Here is a 22,339-nt window from a genome sequence, read left to right on the forward strand (position 1 = left end):
GCCCCTTCCACATGTTTTACTGCATTTGGGCGCTACGGCCGCTTGCGCTCCACCGCCCGCAACAAATGCGTCGGCGGCGTCTCACAACTGATCTTGCGCCCCAACAACGCCTCGATGGACGGCAACTGGTACGAGTCATCCTCGCCCGCAAAGCTGATCGACACACCCGCAGCCCCCGCCCGCCCGGTACGACCAATACGGTGTACATAATCGTCCGGTACTTCCGGCAGGGTGAAATTGATCACGTGGCTGATGCCGTCGATGTGAATACCACGACCGGCCACGTCGGTGGCTACCAGCACGCGGATCTTGCCTTCACGGAAGCCTTCCAGGGTCTTGATGCGCTTGTGCTGGGGCACATCGCCCGACAGTTGCGCGGCGTTGACGCCGTCGCGCACCAGGCGTTCTTCGATGCGGCGCACTTCGTCCTTGCGGTTGGCGAACACCATCACGCGCTCCCAACCGTTGTCGTTGACCAGGTTGTAGAGCAGTTTGTACTTGTCGGCACCGGCGACGGCATAGATATGCTGCTCGACGTTTTCGCTGGCAACGTTGAGTGCTTCGATCTCGACGATGGACGGGTCAGTGGTCCACTGCTTGGCGAGGTTCATCACGTCTTCGGTGAAGGTCGCGGAGAACAGCAGGGTCTGGCGCTCGGTTTTCGGCGGGGTCTGGCGAATGATCTGGCGTACTTGTGGGATAAAGCCCATGTCGAGCATGCGGTCGGCTTCGTCCAGCACCATCACTTCGACCATGTCCAGGTGCACGTCGCCGCGCTGGTTGAAGTCGAGCAGGCGGCCCGGGGTGGCGACGAGGATGTCGCAATGGCGGGCTTCAAGGTGCTTGAGCTGCTTGTCGAAGTCCATGCCGCCCACGAACGTCATGACGTTGAGGCCGGTGTACTTGGTCAGGTCGGCGGCGTCCTTGGCGATCTGCACCACCAGCTCACGGGTTGGGGCGATGATCAGCGCACGCGGTTCGCCCATGTAGCGTTCTTTGGGCGGCGGCGTTTGCAGCAGTTGGGTGATGATCGAGATCAGGAACGCGGCGGTCTTGCCGGTGCCGGTCTGTGCGCGGCCGATGGCGTCTTTGCCTGCGAGGGTGAAGCCCAGCACTTGCGCCTGGATCGGTGTGCAGTACGGGAAACCCAGGTCCTGGATGGCGTGCATCAGTTCCGGGGCCAGTTTGAAATCGTGGAAGCGGGTCTTGCCTTCCTGGGGTTCGACGACGAAGTCTTCGAGTTTCCAGGGGGTCACGGGCGGCTTGGGCGCACGTTCGCGACGGGGCTTGGCCACAGGCGTCGGGGCGGGCTCGGCAGGCTTTACCTGTTCAGGCGGCGTCACCGTGGTTTTGTTCGGTGAGGCGGCGGGCGCGTTCCGGCCGGGCTGTTGACCGTCATTGCGGTTGCCGGGCTTGGGGGCAGGTGCACTGGGAACAGGCGCGAGCGGCTCAGCCTCGCTTTTGCCGAACATCTTCTTGAGTGCTTTGAGCACGGTCATCTCATTAATTGATTAAGGAATGTACGCCGGCCAGTGTAATGCAAGAATCGGGCGCGGCGTAGTGCGTCTGTCATACGGCTACATAAACACGGGGTTCAGCGCAGCCGTTCAGCCAGCCAGGCGCCGATATCGTGTATCTCTTGGGGTAACACTTCGTGGCCCATTGGGTATTCCTGCCATGTCACGGTGACACCACGGCCTTTCAAATGCTCGTAGGCGCTGCGGCCCATGGCGTTCTGAACCACTTCGTCGTACTGGCCGTGCAGGCAGAGCGTAGGGATGCGTTGCTGGCTGGCGGATAATTGCAGGTCATTATCGAAGGTGGGCGCATAGGTGGAGAGGGCGATCACACCGCCCAAGGGCCCCTCCCATTTCTTGAACGCGGTGTGAAAAACCACGGCGCCGCCTTGAGAAAAACCAGCGAGGAAAATTCGCGAAGTGTCTATTCCGGTTCTCTGTTGTGTCTCGATCAGGTCCGTAACCATTTTTGCCGACGTTTCCAGTTCTTCCAGGCTGATCGAACGGGCCGGGCTCATGGCCTTGATGTCGTACCAGCTCGGCATCTCGTAGCCGCCATTAATCGTCACCGGGCGCGTGGGGGACTGGGGCAAAACAAAGCGGGTGCTCAGCAAGGTTTCCTGCAGCGCTTCGGCCACCGGCAGGAAGTCGTAGCGATCGGCGCCCAGGCCATGCAGCCAGATAACGCAGGCGTCTGCTGGCTTGGCGGGCTGAAGAATCAAGGGTTCGGTCATGTCTGCTCCATAGATGTGCGGGCGCTCCGATTAGGTGCGTCGGAACGGTGCGCGACAGGTTGATCTGTTAAGAGAATGTCGCAAGGCTGAATCTTTTGCCATTGAAGCGCAGTTGCAGCCACTCGGCCAAGACTCTGGTACGCGCCTTGCTATGTGTATCTCGATGTCAGAACTCTCCTAGGACGGTAACACTATCAGTGAGTGCCGCTCGTGGGAAAGCAACTGCAATTACCGCAAAAACCTCATGCTGCTTGGCCCCAAAAAAAACCAACACGGGTCGATATCGCCTCATAAGGGTGCGCTGAGGTTGGAGCTCCGACACAACAAGAGCAATTGGAGGTTTGTAATGAAGGTATTGAAATCCACCCTGGCCATCTTCACTGCGGCGGCTGTACTGGGTGTCAGTGGTTTTGCCCAGGCGGGTGCCACCCTGGACGCCGTGCAGAAAAAAGGCTTTGTGCAGTGCGGTGTGAGTGACGGCCTGCCGGGTTTCTCGGTGCCGGATGCCAGCGGCAAGATCCTCGGGATCGACGCTGACTATTGCCGCGCTGTGGCGGCTGCCGTGTTTGGCGATGCCACCAAGGTCAAGTTCAGCCAGTTGAACGCCAAGGAGCGTTTCACCGCGCTTCAGTCAGGCGAAGTCGACATCCTGTCGCGCAACACCACCATGACCAGCTCCCGCGACGCGGGCATGGGCCTGAAATTCCCGGGCTTCATTACCTACTATGACGGCATCGGCTTTCTGGTGAACAACAAGCTGGGCGTCAAGAGCGCGAAGGAACTGGACGGTGCAACCATCTGCATCCAGGCCGGTACCACCACCGAGCTGAACGTTTCCGACTACTTCCGCGCCAACAACCTCAAATACACCCCGATCACCTTCGACACTTCCGATGAAAGCGCCAAGTCGCTGGAATCCGGGCGTTGCGACGTACTGACGTCCGACAAATCCCAGCTGTTCGCCCAGCGCAGCAAGCTGGCTTCGCCGAAAGACTACGTGGTGCTGCCGGAAACCATTTCCAAGGAACCCCTGGGCCCGGTCGTGCGTAATGGCGACGACGAGTGGCTGGCCATCGTGCGCTGGGTGGGCTACGCCATGCTCAACGCTGAAGAGGCCGGTGTGACCTCCAAGAACGTCGAAGCTGAAGCCAAGGCCACCAAGAACCCGGACGTTGCGCGTCTGCTCGGTGCTGACGGCGAATACGGCAAAGACCTGAAAGTGAAGAAGGACTGGGTGGTACAGATCGTCAAGCAAGTGGGTAACTACGGCGAGATGTTCGAGCGCAACCTGGGCAAGAGCACGCCGCTGGAAATCGACCGTGGCCTGAACGCCCTGTGGAACAACGGCGGCATTCAATACGCACCCCCTGTGCGCTGATCGCTGATGGTTCTGTCACCCGGTAGGCCAACTGCCGGGTGATGTTCTGTTCCATTATTTTCGGGGCACTTCATGCAAAATCAAATCGGCGCACCCAAGCAGAAGCTCAGCTTCAGCGACCCCAAAGTGCGTGCGTGGCTGTTCCAGATCATCACGATCGTGGCGGTGGTCTCGCTGGGCTGGTACCTGTTCCATAACACCCAGACCAACCTGCAACACCGGGGCATCACCTCGGGTTTCGACTTTCTTGAGCGCAGTGCCGGCTTCGGCATCGCGCAGCACTTGATCGACTACACCGAATCGGACAGCTATGCCCGGGTGTTTGTCATCGGTCTGCTCAACACGTTGCTGGTGACCGTCATCGGTGTGGTGCTGGCAACCCTGCTCGGCTTCATCATCGGCGTGGCGCGCTTGTCGCCTAACTGGATGATCAACAAGCTGGCCACGGTGTACGTGGAGGTATTTCGCAACATTCCGCCGCTGCTGCAAATCCTGTTCTGGTACTTCGCGGTTTTCCTGACCATGCCAGGGCCGCGCAACAGCCATAACTTCGGTGACACCTTCTTTGTCAGCAGCCGTGGCCTGAACATGCCAGCAGCGCTGGCGGCCGATGGGTTCTGGCCGTTTGTGGCCAGCCTGGTGGTCGCCATCGTTGCCATCGTGCTGATGACCCGCTGGGCCAACAAACGCTTTGAAGCGACCGGGGTTCCTTTCCATAAATTCTGGGCGGGCCTGGCGCTGCTGGTGGTGATCCCGACGCTGTGCGTGTTGGTCTTCGGCACGCCGCTGCATTGGGAAATGCCCAAGCTTGCTGGCTTCAACTTCGTCGGCGGCTGGGTGCTGATCCCGGAACTGCTGGCGTTGACCTTGGCGTTGACGGTGTACACCGCGGCGTTCATTGCCGAGATCGTGCGCTCGGGCATCAAGTCCGTCAGCCATGGCCAGACCGAAGCGGCACGCTCACTGGGCCTGCGCCCAGGGCCGACGCTGCGCAAGGTCATCATCCCGCAAGCGTTGCGCGTGATCATTCCGCCGCTGACCAGCCAATACCTGAACCTGGCGAAAAACTCGTCGTTGGCCGCCGGTATCGGTTATCCGGAAATGGTTTCGCTGTTTGCCGGCACGGTGCTCAACCAGACCGGCCAGGCCATTGAAGTCATTGCCATCACCATGAGCGTGTACCTGGCGATCAGCATCAGCATTTCTTTGCTGATGAACTGGTACAACAAGCGCATTGCGCTGATCGAGCGGTGAGGACACACCCATGACTACGCATACGTTCAAACCTGACATGCCACCGCCGAGCAAAGTCTTCGGGCCGGTGGCCTGGATGCGCGCCAACTTGTTCTCGAGCTGGCTCAATACACTGCTGACCTTGCTGGCGATCTACCTGGTGTACCTGGTGGTGCCGCCGATCCTGCACTGGGCCATCCTCGATGCCAACTGGGTGGGCACCACCCGCGCCGACTGCACCAAGGAGGGCGCCTGCTGGGTGTTTATCCAACAGCGCTTCGGGCAGTTCATGTATGGCTATTACCCCGTCGACCTGCGCTGGCGCGTGGACATGACGGTATGGCTGGCCATCGTGGGCGTGGCGCCGTTGTTCATCTCGCGTTTCCCTCGCAAGGCGGTCTACGGCCTGGGCTTTCTGGTGTTGTACCCGATCATCGCCTACTGCTTGCTGCACGGCGGCGTGTTCGGCCTGAGCAATGTGGCGACCAGCCAATGGGGCGGCCTGATGCTGACCCTGGTGATCGCCACTGTCGGCATCGCTGGCGCCTTGCCGCTGGGCATTGTGCTGGCGCTGGGGCGGCGTTCGAACATGCCGGCCATTCGGGTGGTCTGCGTGACCTTCATCGAGTTCTGGCGCGGCGTGCCGTTGATCACCGTGCTGTTCATGTCGTCGGTGATGCTGCCGCTGTTCCTGCCCGAGGGCATGAACTTCGACAAGCTGCTGCGGGCGCTGATCGGTGTGATCCTGTTCCAGTCGGCCTATGTAGCCGAAGTGGTGCGCGGTGGTTTGCAGGCGATTCCCAAGGGGCAATACGAAGCCGCTGCGGCAATGGGCCTGGGCTACTGGCGCAGCATGGGCCTGGTGATTTTGCCGCAGGCCTTGAAGTTGGTGATCCCTGGGATCGTCAACACCTTCATTGCCCTGTTCAAGGACACCAGCCTTGTGATCATCATCGGCCTGTTCGACCTGCTCAACAGCGTCAAGCAAGCCGCCGCCGACCCCAAATGGTTGGGCATGGCCACTGAAGGCTACGTGTTCGCCGCTTTGGTGTTCTGGATTTTCTGTTTTGGTATGTCGCGCTATTCCATGCACCTGGAACGCAAGCTCGACACTGGCCACAAGCGTTAGGAGTTTTTTGATGAGCGAAGCAATCAAACAGCCTGTGAGCCCTGAAGGCATTATCCAGATGCAGGGCGTCAACAAGTGGTACGGCCAGTTCCACGTGTTGAAAGACATCAATCTCAACGTCAAGCAGGGCGAGCGCATCGTGCTGTGCGGCCCGTCGGGCTCGGGCAAGTCCACCACCATCCGCTGCCTCAACCGTCTGGAAGAGCACCAGCAAGGCCGCATCGTGGTCGATGGCGTGGAGCTGACCAATGACCTCAAGCAGATCGAAGCGATCCGCCGTGAAGTGGGCATGGTGTTCCAGCACTTCAACCTGTTCCCGCATTTGACCATCTTGCAAAACTGCACGCTGGCGCCGATGTGGGTGCGCAAGATGCCCAAGCGCAAGGCCGAGGAAATTGCCATGCACTACCTGGAGCGTGTGCGCATTCCGGAGCAGGCCCACAAGTTTCCGGGGCAACTGTCCGGCGGCCAGCAACAGCGTGTGGCCATCGCCCGTGCCTTGTGCATGAAACCGAAAATCATGCTGTTCGACGAGCCGACCTCGGCACTCGACCCGGAAATGGTGAAAGAGGTTCTGGACACCATGATTGGCCTGGCCGAAGACGGCATGACCATGTTGTGCGTGACTCACGAAATGGGCTTTGCGCGCACCGTGGCCAACCGCGTGATCTTCATGGACAAGGGTGAGATCGTTGAACAGGCGGCACCGAATGACTTCTTTGATAACCCGCAGAATGAGCGGACCCGGTTGTTCTTGAGCCAGATACTGCATTGATGGAAGGTTAAAAAAACCCCGGCCTGGTGCCGGGTTTGTTTTTGCCTGTTGATCTGCTCAGGAGGCTTGGGCCGCAAGTTGTTGCTCATCTTTTGCTATGAGCAGGCGATTGAGGTCATCGCCGACATTGAGCGCCTCGATCTCGGCTAGTAGATGCGGATGCTTATCCAGTAGGCGCATGAGTGTAAACAATGGTTCAGGAGGGAAAACCTCAGCCCTTTCGTAGCGAGAAAATGAATTTTGCCCACGCACAGTCAAAAGCTTCACTGCGTCCTTCTGAGTGAGATGCAGTTTGCGACGGATTCGCTTCATTTCGGCAGCGATGATTTTTCTGCCATCAATCAATAATTGGTCACTGGCGTCGGAATAACGCTCTGCGCTGTCATCGTCATGATCGAATTCGATTTCCTTACAGACCTGGCATTCCCAGCCCGCGATGTTTGGAATGTCGCGCATCATGCCGCGCGTGTTGATGGTGAAGGTGCGACCTTCGAAATGCTGCATTCCCTCATGGGCTCCGCAATTCACGCATTGTTGGGTTTTCATAAGGTTTTCTCCTTGAAGGAGATTACGGGAGCTCCACCGCTTGAGCGGTAAGTCACCTTGATGTAAATCTCCGTACCGTACATTTTGATGAGATAGACGTCCTGCCATACCCGATGGTCTGAATAGGTTGTCATTGATTTGTACAACATTCGCTTTTCAAGGGCGCAGACCGCCAACCGCATCTGGCCGATACTCAATTCAAGTTGTCGAGCGCTCTCCCGCGCACTTGCCGTAAATGCTCCGTTGCCCAGCTGGATGACTTGCGCCTTGATCAGGGCCAAATCGTAATGAGGTGTGTACTTTTCCATAAGACACCTGAGTCCAATAATTACCCTCTAAGGGTAATTTTACCAATCGAAAATACTGCTCCTTTTCCTGCCTAAGAACCCTAGTGCGTTGCCTTTGTAGGTAACTCCGAATAGCCTGTAGGAAAATTCATCCTATGATTGGACGAAAGCGCTAAACCCATGACAGACATCGCCCCGCTGATCAAACGCTCCCTGGTCGACCAGGCGCTGGAGCAACTGCGCCTGCGCATCTCCCAAGGCGTATGGGCCATCGGCGAGCGCCTGCCCACCGAGCCCGAGTTGTCCGCCGAGCTGGGGATCAGCCGGAACACCGTGCGTGAAGCCATGCGGGTATTGGCCTTTTCGGGCTTGATCGAAATTCGCCAGGGCGATGGCAGTTACCTGCGCTCGATGACCGACCCACTGGGCACAATGCGGGCGTTGTCCCATTGCACGCTGGAGCAGGCGCAGGAGACGCGCCAGATTCTGGAAGTGGAGGCCATCGGCCTGGCTGCATTGCGTCGTACCGAAGCGGACCTTGAGGCATTGCGCAAGGCGCTCGCTCTCAGCGCCGAGCTTTATCACGGCGACCTGGAGGCCTATATCAGCGCCGACCTGAAGTTCCACCAGCACGTGGTGGATGCGGCGCACAACCCGGCCTTGAGCGAGCTGTACCACTACTTCTCGGCCATTGTCGGCGCGCAGCTGCGCCAGACCCTGAACCGCTCACCGCGACGCCAGGCGGTGTTCGACCTGCATGGAGCGCTGCTCGATGCGGTGGAACAACAAGACCCGGACCGCGCCAAATCCCTCTGCCGGCAGTTGATCAATGAACCCTGAAGCCCCACGCAAGACCGAACTCGAAGAACTGTTGATCGACGCCGAAGCTGACGACGACAGCGTGCAGCAGGCGCCGCCGAGCGTGGTTCGGCCATGGCTGCTGTTGCTGGGCCTGGTGTTGGTGGCCTTGAACCTGCGCCCGGCCTTGTCGAGCTTGTCGCCGTTACTGGCAGAGGTTTCGAGCAGTTTGGGCTTGTCCGCCGCCAAGGCCGGGTTGCTGACCACCTTGCCGGTGCTGTGCCTGGGCCTGTTCGCGCCCACCGCGCCGATGCTGGCACGGCGTTTTGGCGCCGAGCGCGTTGTGCTTGGCATCCTGTTGACCCTGGCCGCCGGGATCATCCTGCGCAGTTCGTTGGGTGAGGTGGGGTTGTTCCTCGGTAGCCTGGTTGCAGGGGCCAGCATCGGCATCATCGGTGTGTTGCTGCCGGGTATCGTCAAGCGCGACTTCGCCAGGCAGGCCGGTGCCATGACCGGTGTCTACACCATGGCGTTGTGCTTGGGCGCCGCCATGGCGGCCGGTGCCTCTGTGCCGCTGAGCCACGCCTTTGGCGACAGCTGGAAGATCGGCCTGGGCTTCTGGATCCTGCCGGCGCTGGTGGCGGCCCTGGTCTGGTTACCCCAGATTGGGCAGAAGCACGGCGCCCATCGTGTGGCCTATCGTGTGAAAGGGTTATTGCGTGATCCGTTGGCCTGGCAGGTCACCCTGTACATGGGCCTGCAATCGTCACTGGCCTACATCGTGTTCGGCTGGTTGCCGTCGATCCTGATCGGCCGTGGCCTGAGCGCGACCGAAGCCGGGTTGGCGCTGTCGGGCTCGATCATCGTGCAACTGCTCAGCTCCCTGGCCGCACCGTGGCTGGCCACGCGCGGCAAGGACCAGCGCCTGGCGATTGTGGTGGTGATGCTGCTGACCCTCGGCGGGCTGTTCGGTTGCCTGTATGCACCGCTGGAGGGCCTATGGGGTTGGGCGATTTTGCTCGGCCTGGGGCAGGGCGGCACCTTCAGCCTGGCGCTGACCCTGATCGTGTTGCGCTCGCGCGATTCCCATGTGGCGGCCAACCTGTCGAGCATGGCCCAGGGCATCGGCTACACCCTGGCGTCGATGGGGCCGTTCGCGGTCGGCCTGGTGCATGACTGGACCGGCGGCTGGGCAGCCATTGGCTGGATCTTCGCGGTGATCGGCCTGGGGGCCATCATTGCCGGGCTGGGCGCCGGGCGTGCGCGCTATGTGCAGGTCACCAGCGAGAAGGTTTAGAGATACACCACTTCCAGCGTGGCCGAGCCATCGAGCGGGGTTTCCACACTCAAATCCAGATTCTGGCGGGCATTGATCACGGTCTGCACCGTGACGTTGCCCCCCAGGGTACCGATGGCCGTGGGCCCGCTGACGCTGCCCTCCACGTCGGTAAACCCCAGGTAGCTTCGCGAGCCAATATCGATGGGGTTGAGATTGGAGGTGCGCCACGCCAGGCCACCGGTGGTGGACTCGGTGCCATAGACCTGCGCGGTGTTGCTGGCCTGGGTTTGCCGCGGGTCGAAGGTCATGGAGTAAACCCCCAGGCGGTTGCCGCTGCTATCAAACCCCAGCCCGTAGTAAATCTCGCTGTTGACCATGGCCGAGCCGTCGCGGTTGTCGCGCATGCGAAGGGCGTAGCGGACGGGGCCATTGCAGGCGATGCCGATATGCAGCGTCTTCAGGGGCAGGCGCGTGGCGGTCTCCAGGTTCAGGTCTTGTTGGGCAATCTTGCCGTAGTCGATCAGGCCACCGCTGGAAAGCTGCGGCAAGCAGGCGGCGGGGACGATCAGTCCGTGGACGCTCAGGTCCACTGTCGAGGCGGCCAGCACCGAGGGCGCGCAGGCCAGTAACACCAGGCTGGAAAGGATGCGGGTTTTCATGGGGCGGACTCCTTACAGGGGGGCTCAGGGGTAGACGATTTCGAGCGTGCCGGAACCGTTGATGTGCACCACGTCACGCAAGTCCAGGCTTTGCATCGGCGCCAGGTAAGTCTTGATGCGCATCGTGCCAGTCAGGGTTTGCAGGGCGACTGGCCCTGTGGTAACGCCGGTTTTGTCGGTAAAGCCCATGATGCTGTTGGCCGCCATGGGGATCTGCCGCGCGGTGGAACTGCTCCATGCCACGCCATTGCTGGTGGAGTCGGTGCGGTACAAGGTGGGGAAGGCATCGGCGCTGAATTCGGCCGGGTCGATGGTCAGGTAAAAGCGCCCGATCTTGTTGCGGCTGGCATCCAGGTCCAGGCCATAGGCCGTTTCATCGGTGCCGCCCGTGGCCGAGCCGTCGCGGTTGTCCTTCATGCGCAGGGCGAAGCGGATGGGCGCGTCGCAGGTCACGCTCAGGTGCAGTGTGCGGGTGGGCAGCGGTGTTTCAGTGCTGGCGTTGAGGTCTTTGGCGTACAGAGTGCCGTAGTCCACCACGCCTTGGTCGGACAAGCTCGGCAGGCAGGCGATAGGCGCGAAGTGCGCGCGCAGTGTCAGCTCCCGGTAGCGTCCATGGTGTGCGCCGTACAGCATGCCGGAGACTTCCCAGGTGGTGGCATCGCGCACCTGGGTGGCGGCAGGGTCGGCCCAGGCACGCAGGCTCATTTGCAGTGCCAGGGTTTTACCGGTGAGCACCGTGCCCCGTTCGACCGGTGCGATGCCGTGGTCGGGTCGCCATTGCAGGACGCTGCCAGTGGCGACGGGCGCCTGCCCCACGGCGGGCAGCACCCCCAACTCGACCGCGCGGCCGTCGAGCAGGGCATTACTGACTTCAATGGCATAGCTGCCGTGCTCGGTAAACTGCCAGCGCTGCGGGCTGGCGGCTTGCGCACGGTAGAACAGGCTGAGGTCTTCGGCCTGGGGGCAACTGACGGTCACACTCAGTCGACGCTCGCCGAGCAGGCGTTGCGGTGCGCTGTCGCTTTGCGCCAAGCGGCTCATCAGGCCGAAATCCAGCAACGGCTCACTGACGTTCAGTTGGCATTCTTCAAAAGCCTGGGCTGTGCCGGCGGCGCCGATCAACAGCCCCAGGCACAGTTGACGCAAACAGCTTGCAAGGGGCATGGCGGGAATCCTCAAGGTGCGTGACAGCGTGCGGGGGCTGTTTCGAAGTACACCGAGGGGTCGGCTTTTTCCGGCAGCGAGTAACGCAACTGGCAACGGCGCCCTTGGGGCGTGGTTATCCACAGCGTCGATTGGCCCAGCACATTGGGTAGAAACACCTGGCTGCCGTCCTGCACCAGGGTGATGAATTCACCATTGGCACTGCTGACGGAGGCACCCGCCGGCAACGGCGCGCCCTGGTCGGTGCTGACGGTGAGCAGCAGGCGGCGGGTCAGGCCGACGCCAAATTTGACGCGCTCCACGGCGCCACGGCCGGCCGAAACCATGGCCAGGCCATTGTTGATATCGGCATTGCGCGGCAATGAACGGGTTTGCACTTCCACCGGGCTGCGCCCGTAGGCGGCGACTTGCGGCACCACGGCCTGGCCTTGCCAGTCAGTCCACACCGGGCCGCTGGGGGTGGTGAGTTTGATGCCGCTCATATCGCCAACCGACACCAGCGCGAAGGTGTCGCGCACCGGGTAGGGAGAAAAGGTCACGCCGTCGCCATGCAGCACCACACCGCCGCGAGCACCGCCTTGATAGCTGGAACGCTCGGCGTCGGAGCGGCTGTAACTGACATCCAGCTGGCTGTAGCGCGGCAGCGCGGAGATGCCCAGGGTGGTTTCCACTTGATGGTCGCTGCTGTCGTGCTCGGCGCTGACGCGGTAGCTGAGTTGGTCGTCGATCTGTTCGGTGATGCCCAGGCCGGTGCGGTTCTCGCCACCGGAGTTGCGCACCCAGCTGCGCAGCCGGCGACTCTCGCCCAGCGGCACGCTGATATTGAGGTACACCGCGTTGTCCTGCTGCTGGCGGCCGCCCATTTGCCACTCGGCACTGGCCGACAACGACACCGCACCGATGCTCGTGCCCCAGGAGGCCAGCGCCCGGCTGCTGCTGTCGCCGGCAAAATTGGCCGAGCGTGAAACCCCTGCACTGAATGCACCCAGTTGGGGGTGCGACCAGCCGAGGTTGAGGCTTTGCTGGTCGCGGTAGCGCGAATCACGGTTGCTGTCGTCGCGCGTGTAAGTGCTTTCTTCGAGTTCGCGGTAGCCGATGCTGCGCCAGGAATTGGCGGCGCTGATCGACCATTGTTCGCCCAGGCGCTGGGACCAGGACAGATCAGTCTGCACACCGGAGACCTTCTCTCGGGCCTGGCTGTTGGACACTTGCGTGGACAGTTGGATCTGGCTGTCCAGCCACGGTAACCAGCCCAGGCTGGCGCCCACCGAACGGTATTGACTTGCCGCCAGCACGCCCGTGCCGAGGGTCAACTGCGGATGCAGGGCACCGGTCCAGCCGCCACTGATTACCCACGGATCCTCGCCTTCGGCATCGCCCACATTACGCACTCGGCCCGCTGCCACGGAGTAACCCGGGGCTGGCAACCCGAGCCCGAGCATGGCCGCTGGCACGGTGAAGCGCCGTTCACCGCCGACGCTCTCCTTGACCGTGACTTCGACGTCCGAGCGCGTGTTCAAGCGACGCACATCGGTCAGGGCAAAGGGCCCGGCGGGCACCACGGTGGAATGAATCAACGCGCCGTTCTGGCGCACCTCCACCTGAGCCGGGCTATTGGCGATGCCCTGGATCAGCGCGCCCTGGCCTTGTTCTTGAAGGGCGTGCTCGGTGAGCACCTGCACGCCGGTGATCTGCGCGCCGGACAGCACCGGGTTGTACAGGTTGATCTGCCCGGCTTGCAGCACCGCCTGGTGGCTGGCGAAGGTGCGTTGGGCATAGGCTTGCAGGTGGGTGCTGCGTGACAGGCCATCCTGCCAGGTCTGCACCTGGCGGCTGCGCACGATCCAGTCGCCGGCATTGAACCCCACCTCGGTATTGGCCGAACCAAAGCGGCTGGCGTCATCGCCGAAGCGGTTGTAGAAGCCACTGAGGTCGTAGTTGAGCAGCCCGGCAAACCCGCCGGTTTCGTAGCCGGAGATGTCCTGCTGTACGGGGCGCAGGGCGTCGGTGGGCACCACCAGCGACACCGTCAATGTCGCCGGGTCTGGTTCCACAAGGGTTTGCGGGTACCGCGCAAGAAAATCATGGCAGCCCTCGGTTTCACCAGGCGGCACCAGATTGGCCGCGTCCAGCAAAGCGCGGTCAAAGCACAGATTGCCCTGCTGATCGAAGTTCACCGTCAACCGATCACGGCGCTGACCGTTGACGCGCAGGCTGACGGTGTGTTGCCCGGCTGCGTAACGCGGTGCGGCCAGCAACAGGCTGGCCAGTTGTGGGTCGATACCACGTTGTTGCAAGGTCTGGGCATCGAAGCCGGACGAGCTGGAATCTTCGGCGCACACTTTGGCCGGTATGAGCGCGCACAGCAGCAATACCAGCGCCAGGGCAGGGCTGGCAAAGGGATCGGGCACGGCTTCGCCGTCACGGTAACTCAATACTGTTTTCACGCAAGGTACTCGAATAGTGAACGCGCAGGCCTTGTGGGCCGGGCGTTCTGGTGACGATCAACAAGCCGTCACTTCGTTACTCAGGCGGCGCAGGGTGGTACGCCGCCTGGGGTGTTCCGTCAGAAGCTGATTGGTGCGTCGTAAGCCTTGACCGCGAACCCGTACACCGTGGCCGGCTGCAGCCTGACCGTCTTGGCCTGGCTGCTGCTGGCCGGCACGCTCAAGGCTTCGCCGGGCAGCACATAGGTCCGAGGCAGCAACGCCTTGCCGTCACCGGGCAGCAGTTGCAGCTCCTGCGCCAGACGCACCACGTACGGCGTGTCGTTGCGCACCTGTAACTGGCCTTCGCGCAGTGTCCAGGTCAGGTCGGTCCAGGGCGTGCGGTTGGGGGCCAGGCCCTTGGGGTGCACGATCACCGGCAGGTTCTGGCGCACGGTCACACCTACGCGGGCATGCCCGACGGCGGTGGCGGCGCGTCCCTGGGGCATGCCTTCGAACACTGCGCGTTTAAGCCTTTGGGTGAGCAACGGCTGCCGGTTTTGCAGAATGAAACGCACCAGCTGGGACTTGGAGGCTTCGACCCGCGACAGCGGCGGTGTCACCACTAACAGCGGTTCGGTGTCTTCCGGAATGTCCTGCAAGGTCACATGCAGCAGGGCCAGCTGGCTGTCGGTGTTGGTCACCGACACGGACGCTTCGCCTTCGGCCTCGTTCACGATCACCACGGAGGTGTCCGGGACCATACCGTCGGCTTTTACCTGATCGCCGAGCATCAAGAGCAAGGCAATCAGGCCGACAGCGGTGTTTGAGAATGTCGTCGTCATGACGGGTTTCCATTAGCCAAAAAAGGGGGCAGTCAGAGGTAGCGCAGGTCCAGGACGATGGCGCCGTCGAGCGGAACTTCCTGGTCCAGGGTCAGGTACTGGGAAAAATTGATCGCAGTGCTCACCTGAACCTGGACGGTCAGCTGGCCGATGAAGTCCGGTTGTCGGTCACCGACTGGCGCGAAGGCCATGTAGGTGCGGGGGTAGGCATTGGGCTCCTGGGACCAGGTTTCGCCGTTGTCGCTGGAAGCCAATGCTTGCAGGGGCTGCGCATCGCCCACTGCGTTGCGATAGGCCAATGCCACGGAGCCCAGGCGTTCTTCGGGCACATGGATGTTCCTGCCCAGCCCGTAGAAATAATCGGGGGCCGACGAGGAGTCGGCGCGATTATCGAGGCCCACCAGCGCAAACAGCATCGGCCTGGCGCACTGCACACGCAGGTCGAGCGTCTGGATCGGCAGTACGGTGAACTCGTCGGCATTGAGGCTGTGAGAAGGAATCTTGCCGTGATCGACGGTGCCTTCATTCGTCAGCTCGATATGGCAGGCGTCCGGGGTTACCCGGCCGGTCACCGTGAGGTCGACGGCCGACGCACCGTGGGCTTGGGTCATCGCTGTCAGGCCAAGCACGATGGCAACGCTACGCCCCCATGCCGTGAGCACGGGCAGTGCCAGACGCCGCCCATGCCTGTCGGTGTTCAAGGGATGAGCGGCCATGGGTTAGAGGTACTTCACTTCAAGGGTGGCGGAGCCGTCGAGGGTCACCTCATTGCTGAGGTCCATGCCGGCGGTGGCCAGAATGAAGGTCTGCACCTGTAAATCGACCACCAGGTCTTTGACCGCCAGTGGCTGGCTATCGTCATCCATCGAGGCAACCGACATGTACAGGCCCGGATCCCAGAACTTTTCTTTGAACCAGGTATTGCCTTGGTCGGACGATGCGATGGGTTGCACCACCACGCCATCTTCGGCAAGCGGATTGGCTAGCGTGAGGTTGTACCCGCCCAGCTTCTGGGTTTCGTTGATAAAGCCCAAACCGTAACTCGAAGAGATACCTGAGGAGGCACGGTTATCGACCGAGTGCAGGGCGAACTGGATCGCAGCGTCGCAATTGACCGCCATGACCAGGGTGTGGTTGCCGATGACTGTCGGGTTGTCCGGGTTCAGGTCCTTGGCGGAGATCTTGCCATGGTCGATCACGCCACCACCGGACAGGGTCGGTGTGCAGGCGCTGGGCACGATCAGGCCTTTGACGGTCAGGTCCACGCTGGATGCGGCGAAGGTGGTGGCCGAGTGGAGCAGCAGCACGCTGGCGGCCAGGGTGGTCAATCGGGTTTTCATCGGGAGGCTCCTTAGAGGTAATTGACTTGCACAGTGGCGTGGCCGTCGATGGGCACTTCGTCGGTCAGCGTCAGGTTGCTGGCGGGGGCGATGTGGGTGATCAGGCGGATTTCCGCGTCCAATGCCTGGATCGCGATCGGTGCAAGGCCGTCGCCGTCGGCGACGGCCGTCAACAAGCTATGGCTGAGCATCACCGAGGGGATCCAGGTCACGCCGCCGTCCCGGGAGGTGATGGTGCGTACCGGTACGCCATCGGCCACCGGGCTATACAGGCCAAGCCCGGCGTCGCCGACTTTTTCATCGTTGGGTGTCATGCCCAGGCCATGCCAACTGAAGTGGCTGGCGGCAGTGCCCGCACGGTTGTCGATGGTGTTCAGGGTAAAAATGGTTGGCCCTTCGCAACGCACACTCAACAACATGGTTTCCCTGGGCAAGTCGGTGTAGGTGTCGGCGTTGAGGTCTCTGACCGACACCTTGCCGAAGTCGACGGTACCGCCGCCGGAGACCACGGGGGCGCAGGCACTGGGGGTGATGACCCCTTTGACCGTCAGGTCCTGGCTACTGGCGGCCCATACCGGGCCGGCGCCGATCAGCAACAGTGTGGCGGTGAGGGTAGTGAGGGGGCTAACCATGGGGCACGTCCTGTGGGTGAGGGGCGGTTAAAGGTATTTCACTTCAAGGGTGGCGGAGCCGTTGATCGGAACTTCTGTGCTCAGGTCCATGCCGGCTGTGGGGGCGATAAGGGTTTGCACCATCAGGTCTGCCGTGACCTGCTGGACCGGGGAGGGTGCCCAACTGCCGGAGGAACGGTCGCCAAACGAGGCGTGGTAGGTAATGGGCCAGACGTCGCCCGGGAAGCTTTCCCGCCAGGTGAGGCCGTTATCGGACGACTCGATCAGGGTGATTGCCGCGCCGTCAGCCACCGGATTGCCGAGCACCAGTGTGTACCCGCCCAATTTTTTGCCGCTGACCAGGCCCAGGCCATAGCGGTTCATCGGGTCGGGGGCGTCGCCCTTGTTGTCCGTGCCCTTCAGGGCCAGCAGGGTTGGCGCATCGCAGACGATCGACAGTTGCAGGGTGTGGTTGCCGAGCAACGTCCAGTTGTCCTGTTTCAAATCCTTGGCCGCGACTTTGCCGTGGTCGATGATGCCGCCGCTGGAAAGGCCAGGGGCACAGGCGCTGGGTGTAATCAGGCCCTTGACGGTCAAATCGACGCTACTGGCGGCGAACAAAGACGTGGACATGGCGAGCAGCAGGGCACTGCTGAGCAGGGGCATGCAGGTTTTCATGTGAGAGGCGTCCATTTACAGGTATTTGACTTCAAACGTCGCGGAACCATCGATCGCGACTTCGTCGGTCAATGTCAGCCCTTTTGCGGGGGCGATCACTGTGTAGAGCGTGACGTCCATGATCGCGTCCTTGATCGGGTGCGGCGCCCAGCCGCTATCGCCACGACTGCCCAGTGCCACCAACTCGTTGGGCGCGATGCCGTCGTCAGGCAGCAGCGTTACCCAGTGGCCGTCGGCGTTGTACATGGCCAGCAGCGTGGAGGGGGTTTCGGCGACGGGGTTGCTGAAACCCAACTGATACATGCCCAGCTTCTGGTTTTCGTTGATCATGCCCAGGCCAAAGGAGTAGCCATAAATCGCAGAGCCAGCTCGATTGTCGATAGGCTGGATGGCAAACAGCGTTGCCGCATCGCAGTTGACGCTCAGTGGCAGGGTCTTGCGCTCAAGCGGGGTGCTGGTGTCGATATTCAGGTCTTTTGCCGCGATTTTTCCGAAGTCGACGTCACCCGGCAGGCTCGGTGTACAAGCGCTGGGCGTGATCAACCCTTTGACGCTCAGGTCGACACTGCTGGCGGCGAACACTGAAGATGTCATGGCGAGCAGCAGGGCACTGCTCAACAGGGATACAGGGTTCTTCATTTCCAATTGTTCCATTGCAGTCTGGCAGATAGAAACGCGTACAGGTCAGCGCTCGGCCCTGTGTGGGCGAGTGGTTGGCGTGGCGGCGGTCTCAGTGTTTTTTTGCGGTGCCGGGGAGTGGCCATCCGTCCCTCTTTTGGGGTGGGCACAATTTAGCGAGGGGGCTGCGAGGGGGAAATACAACTAATACGACATTGGCGGGTTGTGGTGTAAGCGCAGTGCGGGACGGTAGATTTTCGCGGCGTTTTTCGTAGTTGTTGTATCGGCTTGAAGCCATTCAAAAGGATATAGGTTGAAAGTCGATAACGATCAAAAGGGTGTGCCTGGCATTGCTGTATCAGTGCCGCGGATGGCTGCCGAATTAATCACCACGAAGAGGTACTGATGGGTTCGCCAGGAGGTTCAACCGCAGGAGCGAGCCGGACAGTCAAACCGCCTTTTTGTCCCCCGCCCCATTGGCAGTACTTGAATGTTCTGGTCGTGGAGGATCATTCAGCCTATCGCCTGTTGCTGGGTTGGCTGTTGCAAAAACTGGGGCTCGGACACGCGCTGGTCACCGATGGCTTCATGGGATTGGACACCTTTACCAACCGGCCCTTCGACCTGGTGATCAGTGATTGCCGGATGCCCTTCATGGACGGTTACAGCATGACTCGTGCGATTCGCCAGCATGAGCGTGAGCAGGGATTGAAGCGCGTGCCCATCATTGCCTTGACCGCCAACCTGCAAAACGACAGCCCCCAACGTTGCCGCAACGCCGGCATGGATGCCTGGCTGCTCAAACCCCTGACCCTTGAACAACTGCACGCCGTGCTGGTGCGCTGGTTGCCGGGCGGCGATGGCTGTTATGTCGAGCCATACGTTGCTGCGGCGGGGGCGAGCTGGCCCACCCGTGCCACGCTTGTGACCACGTTTGGCAGCGACCTGGTCGTCGACCAGTTGCTGGAAACCCTGTTGATGGAGGCCTGGGAAGACCAGCGGGTGTTGCGTCATGCCCGTGTGACGTTGAACGCGCCATTGACCGCCGAGCGTCTGCATCGGCTGGTGGGCAGCCTGGTGTTCCTGGGCGGCACGGGGTTGGAAACCAGTGCCGTGCGCTTGATCGAGCAGGTCCAGGCCGAGGGTGTCGCTACGCACACGGCGCAACTGGAAGTGTTTGAAGCACGGCTGTGTGCTTATCTGGAGTATCTGTCTGAGTTGTGAAGAATGCTGTTGCAGAGCGTTTTACCTGGTCGTTGGTCTAAGTTTGGCTGTAGGTATTTTCCTATTGTGTTGTAGTCCAAAAATCAGCCACTACTGAACATTGGGTTCGGCCGCAAGTGCCTCTTTGTTAGCAGTTGTTGATGATCGCAGGCAGAGGTATTTTGCGCGGATTCAAGTTGCCATCATTCGTGGGTGCCTATGCTTCGAGTAATTATTGCTGACGATCACCCTATTGTCCGGGTCGGGCAGAAAGTCGTGATCGAGGCGAATGGCAAGTGCAAAGTGGTCGGTGAAGCCGATGGTCCTGATCAGTTACTCGGCGTGCTCAGTCGCACGCCGTGCGACGTACTGGTCACGGACTTCGCCATGCCAGGCGGCCAGCAGGCCGATGGCTACTGCTTGTTGGGCCTGTTGCAGCGCCAGTATCCGCAGTTGCCGGTGATACTGGTCACCATGTTCGCCAACGTCGCCACGTTACGCGCAGCCTTTGCCCACGGCGCCAGGGCAGTGGTCGCCAAAAGTGCTTCGGCCAAGGAGTTGCCCCTGGCGATCAAGGCGGTGTGTGCTGGCCAGACCTTCGCCAGTGAATGCCTGCGGGTACAACTGGTGGAAGCCGGCACTGGCGATCAATCCCAGGAGCCGCAGTTGTCTGGCAAGGAACGCGAGGTGGTGCGCATGCTGGCCAGCGGCATGACCGTCAGCCAGATTGCCGCCCAGGTCAACCGCAGCATCTCCACCATCAGCAAGCAGAAAAGCACGGCGATGCAGCGCTTGAGTATTTCCACCGACGTTGACTTGTTCGCCTACGCCCGCAGTACTGGGATAGCGCCGTAGTGCGCTTATTTGCGTGGCGAATGACAGTAGCCATGACGGCTTGGCCGGCTTATCGTGCGTCTACTCTTTTGACGTCCGCGGAGCCTGCCCATGAGTGATGCCCATAACGCCCTGATCAGCCAATTCTATAGCGCCTTCCAGCGCCTGGATGCCGAGGCCATGGTTGCCTGCTACAGCGATGACGTGGTGTTCAGCGACCCGGCCTTTGGTGAACTGCGAGGCCGTGACGCAGGGGACATGTGGCGCATGCTCACCACCCGTGCCAAGGATTTTTCGTTGACCTTCGACCAGGTGCACAGCGACGAGCGCACCGGCAGTGCGCATTGGGTGGCCACCTACCTGTTCAGTGCAACCGGCAATACGGTGGTCAACGATATCCAGGCGCGCTTTGTATTGCGCGACGGCAAGATCTGCGAGCACCACGATCACTTCGACCTGTGGCGCTGGTCGCGCCAGGCGTTGGGCACCAAGGGCCTGCTGTTGGGCTGGACGCCGCTGGTACGCAACGCCGTACGCGCCCAGGCGAACAAAGGCCTGAAGGCATTCCAGGCCAGTCGTTGATAAACTGCGCGCCCCTTTTGCCTTGCCGAACCTGTCCGTGAGTACGCCTGAACCCAAGCCTTGGTATGTCTACCTGGTGCGCGCCGCCAATGGTGCGCTGTATTGCGGCATCAGCAACGACCCGGTGCGCCGGTTTGCCTCGCACCAAAGCGGCAAGGGCGCGCGGTTTTTTCTGTCCAGCCCGGCAGTGGCGCTGGTGTACACCGAGCAATGCGCGAACAAGGGTGAGGCGCTGCGTCAGGAACGCCTGATCAAAAAGTTGAAGAAGAGCGCCAAGGAATGCCTGGCCGCAAATGGCTCATCACTCTGACTGATAGGTTCCCATCATGCAGACAGGACCGTTTGCGCGGTAATCTGCTCGCTCACTCGCCAAGCGGAAACCCGTATGTCTGAGCTCATCCTGCACCATTATCCGACCTCACCCTTTGCGGAAAAAGCGCGGCTGTTACTGGGCTTCAAAGGCCTGTCCTGGCATTCGGTGAACATTTCGCCGGTGATGCCCAAGCCCGACCTGACGGCCTTGACCGGCGGCTACCGCAAAACTCCGGTGCTGCAGGTGGGGGCGGATATCTATTGCGACACCGCCCTGATCGCTCGCCGCCTGGAGCAGGAAAAGTCCTCACCGGCCCTGTTTCCGCTGGGCCAGGAAATGATCACCCAGACCTTCGCCACCTGGGCCGACAGCGTGGTATTCGCCCATGCCGTCAGCCTGGTGTTCCAGCCCGAATCGGTGGCGGTGCGCTTTGGCAAGTTACCGCCCGAGGCCATCAAGGCCTTTATCGCTGACCGCGCTGCGCTGTTCAGTGGCGGCACGGCGAGCAAGCTGCCGGCTGAGCTGGCCAAGCATCAATGGCCGGCGATCATGACGCGGTTGGAGCAACAGTTGCAGCGTGAGAGCGGCGACTTCCTGTTCGGCGCGCCGTCGATTGCCGACTTTGCCTTGGCCCACTCGCTTTGGTTCCTCAAGGCCACGCCGGTCACCGCGCCTTTGGTGGATGCTTATCCGGCCGTGCTGGCCTGGCTGGGACGGGTGTTGGGTTTTGGTCATGGAACCGCCAGTCAGATGACCGCGGAGCAGGCTTTGGATATCGCCCGCAATGCTACACCGGCACCTTTGCCGGATGAGGTGTTCGAGGATTTGAACGGCTTTAAGGTGGGTCAGGAGGTGACCATTGCGGCTATCGACTATGGCGTTGATCCGGTGGCTGGCGAGTTGCTGTTCGCTGGGCGTGAAGAGCTGATCCTGCGTCGCACGGATGAACGCGGTGGTACCGTGCATGTGCATTTCCCGCGCTGGGGGTTTCGTATCCAGGGCATAGGTGCCTGAAGGGTGAACTAATCACTCCTGTAGGCACTACGTGGCCAGTGGGGGAGCTGGCTTGCCTGCGATGGCGGCCTGACAGTCAACACGGTTGGATTGTGTACATATCCATTGCTGCGGTAACGGCCACTTGGGGTTCCGCCTGACGGCGGCTCACTTTTGAAAAAAAAAGCAAAAGTAAGCAAAACGCTCTTGCCCCACCACTCGGCACCTCGCTTAGGCTCGGTGTGCCCGTAATCCGCCGGCATCCCTGCCGGTTTACCCCCCAAATCCCTGTCGAATTCCGGCCAGCGTGGTTTGACGGGGCGCTTGAGATCAAAAGCAGATCAAGATCAAGAGCGGCTCGCTTCGCATCGTGGTTACCGTCTGCTGCTACAGCCCA

The 22,339-nt window shown here is 61.1% G+C and carries 24 protein-coding genes; 11 read left to right on the forward strand and 13 right to left on the reverse strand.

What is annotated here, in order from left to right:
• Positions 1 to 32: 32 nt before the first annotated feature.
• Both rhlB and E1K68_RS05865 read right to left on the reverse strand, forming a co-directional pair.
• Positions 33 to 1,499, reverse strand: coding sequence for an ATP-dependent RNA helicase RhlB (rhlB, locus tag E1K68_RS05860; protein WP_003188753.1), 1,467 nt, complete (start codon positions 1,497 to 1,499; stop codon positions 33 to 35).
• A gap of 95 nt (positions 1,500 to 1,594) precedes the next feature.
• Positions 1,595 to 2,251, reverse strand: a complete 657-nt coding sequence (locus E1K68_RS05865; RefSeq protein WP_212613867.1) for a dienelactone hydrolase family protein — start codon at positions 2,249 to 2,251, stop codon at positions 1,595 to 1,597.
• A gap of 346 nt (positions 2,252 to 2,597) precedes the next feature.
• Between E1K68_RS05865 and E1K68_RS05870 the strand changes: the two genes are divergently transcribed.
• The 4 genes from E1K68_RS05870 (at position 2,598) to E1K68_RS05885 (ending at position 6,766) form a co-directional block, all read left to right on the forward strand.
• On the forward strand, positions 2,598 to 3,629 hold the full coding sequence (locus tag E1K68_RS05870) for an amino acid ABC transporter substrate-binding protein (RefSeq protein ID WP_003188756.1): 1,032 nt from the start codon (positions 2,598 to 2,600) through the stop codon (positions 3,627 to 3,629).
• A gap of 72 nt (positions 3,630 to 3,701) precedes the next feature.
• The gene (locus tag E1K68_RS05875) at positions 3,702 to 4,883 is read left to right on the forward strand and encodes an amino acid ABC transporter permease (RefSeq protein WP_003188757.1); all 1,182 of its coding nucleotides are present in this window, start codon (positions 3,702 to 3,704) and stop codon (positions 4,881 to 4,883) included.
• A gap of 10 nt (positions 4,884 to 4,893) precedes the next feature.
• Entirely contained in the window at positions 4,894 to 5,991 is a 1,098-nt protein-coding gene (locus E1K68_RS05880) for an amino acid ABC transporter permease (RefSeq protein ID WP_094774937.1), read from the forward strand.
• A 10-nt stretch (positions 5,992 to 6,001) separates the two neighbouring features.
• Positions 6,002 to 6,766, forward strand: coding sequence for an amino acid ABC transporter ATP-binding protein (locus tag E1K68_RS05885; RefSeq protein WP_003188759.1), 765 nt, complete (start codon positions 6,002 to 6,004; stop codon positions 6,764 to 6,766).
• Between the two features lie 57 nt (positions 6,767 to 6,823).
• Here E1K68_RS05885 and E1K68_RS05890 read toward each other — a convergent pair whose 3' ends face one another.
• Positions 6,824 to 7,312, reverse strand: a complete 489-nt coding sequence (locus E1K68_RS05890) for a type II toxin-antitoxin system MqsA family antitoxin (RefSeq protein WP_003188761.1) — start codon at positions 7,310 to 7,312, stop codon at positions 6,824 to 6,826.
• Positions 7,309 to 7,620, reverse strand: coding sequence for a type II toxin-antitoxin system MqsR family toxin (locus E1K68_RS05895; RefSeq protein ID WP_003188762.1), 312 nt, complete (start codon positions 7,618 to 7,620; stop codon positions 7,309 to 7,311). Before E1K68_RS05895 ends, E1K68_RS05890 begins: the two co-directional genes overlap by 4 nt.
• Before the next feature lie 159 nt (positions 7,621 to 7,779).
• Between E1K68_RS05895 and E1K68_RS05900 the strand changes: the two genes are divergently transcribed.
• Together E1K68_RS05900 and E1K68_RS05905 are read left to right on the forward strand one after the other, a co-directional pair.
• Positions 7,780 to 8,439: a FadR/GntR family transcriptional regulator gene (locus E1K68_RS05900; RefSeq protein WP_212613868.1), complete on the forward strand. Its 660-nt coding sequence runs from the start codon at positions 7,780 to 7,782 to the stop codon at positions 8,437 to 8,439.
• Positions 8,429 to 9,694 (forward strand): CynX/NimT family MFS transporter, encoded by a 1,266-nt coding sequence (locus tag E1K68_RS05905; protein WP_057710972.1) that lies wholly within the window; start codon positions 8,429 to 8,431, stop codon positions 9,692 to 9,694. The genes E1K68_RS05900 and E1K68_RS05905 overlap by 11 nt, the downstream gene beginning before the upstream one ends.
• Here E1K68_RS05905 and E1K68_RS05910 read toward each other — a convergent pair.
• From E1K68_RS05910 to E1K68_RS05950, 9 genes are all read right to left on the reverse strand, one after another.
• Complete coding sequence (locus E1K68_RS05910) at positions 9,691 to 10,335, reverse strand: DUF1120 domain-containing protein (protein WP_003188767.1); 645 nt, start codon at positions 10,333 to 10,335, stop codon at positions 9,691 to 9,693. The two genes, E1K68_RS05905 and E1K68_RS05910, sit on opposite strands and share 4 nt — an antisense overlap.
• A 24-nt stretch (positions 10,336 to 10,359) precedes the next feature.
• A complete protein-coding gene (locus tag E1K68_RS05915; RefSeq protein ID WP_003188768.1) occupies positions 10,360 to 11,499 on the reverse strand; it encodes a DUF1120 domain-containing protein in 1,140 nt (379 codons plus the stop codon).
• A gap of 11 nt (positions 11,500 to 11,510) precedes the next feature.
• Positions 11,511 to 13,946, reverse strand: a complete 2,436-nt coding sequence (locus E1K68_RS05920) for a fimbria/pilus outer membrane usher protein (RefSeq protein ID WP_194251640.1) — start codon at positions 13,944 to 13,946, stop codon at positions 11,511 to 11,513.
• Positions 13,947 to 14,065: 119 nt separating this feature from the next.
• Positions 14,066 to 14,770: a fimbria/pilus chaperone family protein gene (locus E1K68_RS05925; RefSeq protein WP_003188770.1), complete on the reverse strand. Its 705-nt coding sequence runs from the start codon at positions 14,768 to 14,770 to the stop codon at positions 14,066 to 14,068.
• Between the two features lie 32 nt (positions 14,771 to 14,802).
• Complete coding sequence (locus E1K68_RS05930) at positions 14,803 to 15,486, reverse strand: DUF1120 domain-containing protein (protein WP_057710974.1); 684 nt, start codon at positions 15,484 to 15,486, stop codon at positions 14,803 to 14,805.
• A 3-nt stretch (positions 15,487 to 15,489) separates the two neighbouring features.
• The gene (locus tag E1K68_RS05935; protein WP_034135875.1) at positions 15,490 to 16,110 is read right to left on the reverse strand and encodes a DUF1120 domain-containing protein; all 621 of its coding nucleotides are present in this window, start codon (positions 16,108 to 16,110) and stop codon (positions 15,490 to 15,492) included.
• Positions 16,111 to 16,121: 11 nt separating this feature from the next.
• The gene (locus E1K68_RS05940; protein WP_034135874.1) at positions 16,122 to 16,742 is read right to left on the reverse strand and encodes a DUF1120 domain-containing protein; all 621 of its coding nucleotides are present in this window, start codon (positions 16,740 to 16,742) and stop codon (positions 16,122 to 16,124) included.
• A 27-nt stretch (positions 16,743 to 16,769) separates the two neighbouring features.
• Entirely contained in the window at positions 16,770 to 17,399 is a 630-nt protein-coding gene (locus E1K68_RS05945; RefSeq protein ID WP_057710975.1) for a DUF1120 domain-containing protein, read from the reverse strand.
• Between the two features lie 15 nt (positions 17,400 to 17,414).
• Entirely contained in the window at positions 17,415 to 18,038 is a 624-nt protein-coding gene (locus E1K68_RS05950; RefSeq protein ID WP_003188778.1) for a DUF1120 domain-containing protein, read from the reverse strand.
• Between the two features lie 384 nt (positions 18,039 to 18,422).
• On the opposite strand from E1K68_RS05950, the gene E1K68_RS05955 reads away from it, so the two are divergent.
• The 5 genes from E1K68_RS05955 to E1K68_RS05975 all read left to right on the forward strand — a co-directional run bounded on the left by E1K68_RS05955 (position 18,423) and on the right by E1K68_RS05975 (position 21,963).
• On the forward strand, positions 18,423 to 19,241 hold the full coding sequence (locus E1K68_RS05955; protein ID WP_192002472.1) for a response regulator: 819 nt from the start codon (positions 18,423 to 18,425) through the stop codon (positions 19,239 to 19,241).
• A 198-nt stretch (positions 19,242 to 19,439) separates the two neighbouring features.
• Complete coding sequence (locus tag E1K68_RS05960; RefSeq protein ID WP_034135870.1) at positions 19,440 to 20,075, forward strand: response regulator transcription factor; 636 nt, start codon at positions 19,440 to 19,442, stop codon at positions 20,073 to 20,075.
• A gap of 90 nt (positions 20,076 to 20,165) precedes the next feature.
• Positions 20,166 to 20,636 carry a nuclear transport factor 2 family protein gene (locus tag E1K68_RS05965; protein WP_034135869.1) on the forward strand — a complete coding sequence of 157 codons (471 nt, stop codon included), beginning with the start codon at positions 20,166 to 20,168 and terminating at the stop codon, positions 20,634 to 20,636.
• Positions 20,637 to 20,673: 37 nt separating this feature from the next.
• A complete protein-coding gene (locus tag E1K68_RS05970) occupies positions 20,674 to 20,946 on the forward strand; it encodes a GIY-YIG nuclease family protein (RefSeq protein WP_003188786.1) in 273 nt (90 codons plus the stop codon).
• 75 nt (positions 20,947 to 21,021) lie between these two features.
• A complete protein-coding gene (locus tag E1K68_RS05975) occupies positions 21,022 to 21,963 on the forward strand; it encodes a glutathione S-transferase family protein (protein WP_034135868.1) in 942 nt (313 codons plus the stop codon).
• The last annotated feature ends 376 nt before the right edge of the window (positions 21,964 to 22,339 follow it).

The organism is Pseudomonas sp. B2021 (assembly GCF_018135665.1).
GTDB classification, from domain to species: Bacteria; Pseudomonadota; Gammaproteobacteria; order Pseudomonadales; family Pseudomonadaceae; genus Aquipseudomonas; species Aquipseudomonas lactis.

What these genes read in the sequence shown, in the direction of transcription:
- E1K68_RS05915 (WP_003188768.1), bottom strand. Translation starts at nt 11,499, where the DNA reads ATGCCCCTTGCAAGCTGTTTGCGTCAACTGTGCCTGGGGCTGTTGATC.
- E1K68_RS05870 (WP_003188756.1), top strand. Translation starts at nt 2,598, where the DNA reads ATGAAGGTATTGAAATCCACCCTGGCCATCTTCACTGCGGCGGCTGTA.
- E1K68_RS05875 (WP_003188757.1), top strand. Translation starts at nt 3,702, where the DNA reads ATGCAAAATCAAATCGGCGCACCCAAGCAGAAGCTCAGCTTCAGCGAC.
- E1K68_RS05865 (WP_212613867.1), bottom strand. Translation starts at nt 2,251, where the DNA reads ATGACCGAACCCTTGATTCTTCAGCCCGCCAAGCCAGCAGACGCCTGC.
- E1K68_RS05960 (WP_034135870.1), top strand. Translation starts at nt 19,440, where the DNA reads ATGCTTCGAGTAATTATTGCTGACGATCACCCTATTGTCCGGGTCGGG.
- E1K68_RS05975 (WP_034135868.1), top strand. Translation starts at nt 21,022, where the DNA reads ATGTCTGAGCTCATCCTGCACCATTATCCGACCTCACCCTTTGCGGAA.
- E1K68_RS05885 (WP_003188759.1), top strand. Translation starts at nt 6,002, where the DNA reads ATGAGCGAAGCAATCAAACAGCCTGTGAGCCCTGAAGGCATTATCCAG.
- E1K68_RS05950 (WP_003188778.1), bottom strand. Translation starts at nt 18,038, where the DNA reads ATGAAGAACCCTGTATCCCTGTTGAGCAGTGCCCTGCTGCTCGCCATG.
- E1K68_RS05925 (WP_003188770.1), bottom strand. Translation starts at nt 14,770, where the DNA reads ATGACGACGACATTCTCAAACACCGCTGTCGGCCTGATTGCCTTGCTC.
- E1K68_RS05910 (WP_003188767.1), bottom strand. Translation starts at nt 10,335, where the DNA reads ATGAAAACCCGCATCCTTTCCAGCCTGGTGTTACTGGCCTGCGCGCCC.
- E1K68_RS05930 (WP_057710974.1), bottom strand. Translation starts at nt 15,486, where the DNA reads ATGGCCGCTCATCCCTTGAACACCGACAGGCATGGGCGGCGTCTGGCA.
- E1K68_RS05935 (WP_034135875.1), bottom strand. Translation starts at nt 16,110, where the DNA reads ATGAAAACCCGATTGACCACCCTGGCCGCCAGCGTGCTGCTGCTCCAC.
- E1K68_RS05895 (WP_003188762.1), bottom strand. Translation starts at nt 7,620, where the DNA reads ATGGAAAAGTACACACCTCATTACGATTTGGCCCTGATCAAGGCGCAA.
- E1K68_RS05900 (WP_212613868.1), top strand. Translation starts at nt 7,780, where the DNA reads ATGACAGACATCGCCCCGCTGATCAAACGCTCCCTGGTCGACCAGGCG.
- E1K68_RS05955 (WP_192002472.1), top strand. Translation starts at nt 18,423, where the DNA reads ATGGGTTCGCCAGGAGGTTCAACCGCAGGAGCGAGCCGGACAGTCAAA.
- E1K68_RS05965 (WP_034135869.1), top strand. Translation starts at nt 20,166, where the DNA reads ATGAGTGATGCCCATAACGCCCTGATCAGCCAATTCTATAGCGCCTTC.
- rhlB (WP_003188753.1), bottom strand. Translation starts at nt 1,499, where the DNA reads ATGACCGTGCTCAAAGCACTCAAGAAGATGTTCGGCAAAAGCGAGGCT.
- E1K68_RS05890 (WP_003188761.1), bottom strand. Translation starts at nt 7,312, where the DNA reads ATGAAAACCCAACAATGCGTGAATTGCGGAGCCCATGAGGGAATGCAG.
- E1K68_RS05945 (WP_057710975.1), bottom strand. Translation starts at nt 17,399, where the DNA reads ATGAAAACCTGCATGCCCCTGCTCAGCAGTGCCCTGCTGCTCGCCATG.
- E1K68_RS05880 (WP_094774937.1), top strand. Translation starts at nt 4,894, where the DNA reads ATGACTACGCATACGTTCAAACCTGACATGCCACCGCCGAGCAAAGTC.
- E1K68_RS05905 (WP_057710972.1), top strand. Translation starts at nt 8,429, where the DNA reads ATGAACCCTGAAGCCCCACGCAAGACCGAACTCGAAGAACTGTTGATC.
- E1K68_RS05940 (WP_034135874.1), bottom strand. Translation starts at nt 16,742, where the DNA reads ATGGTTAGCCCCCTCACTACCCTCACCGCCACACTGTTGCTGATCGGC.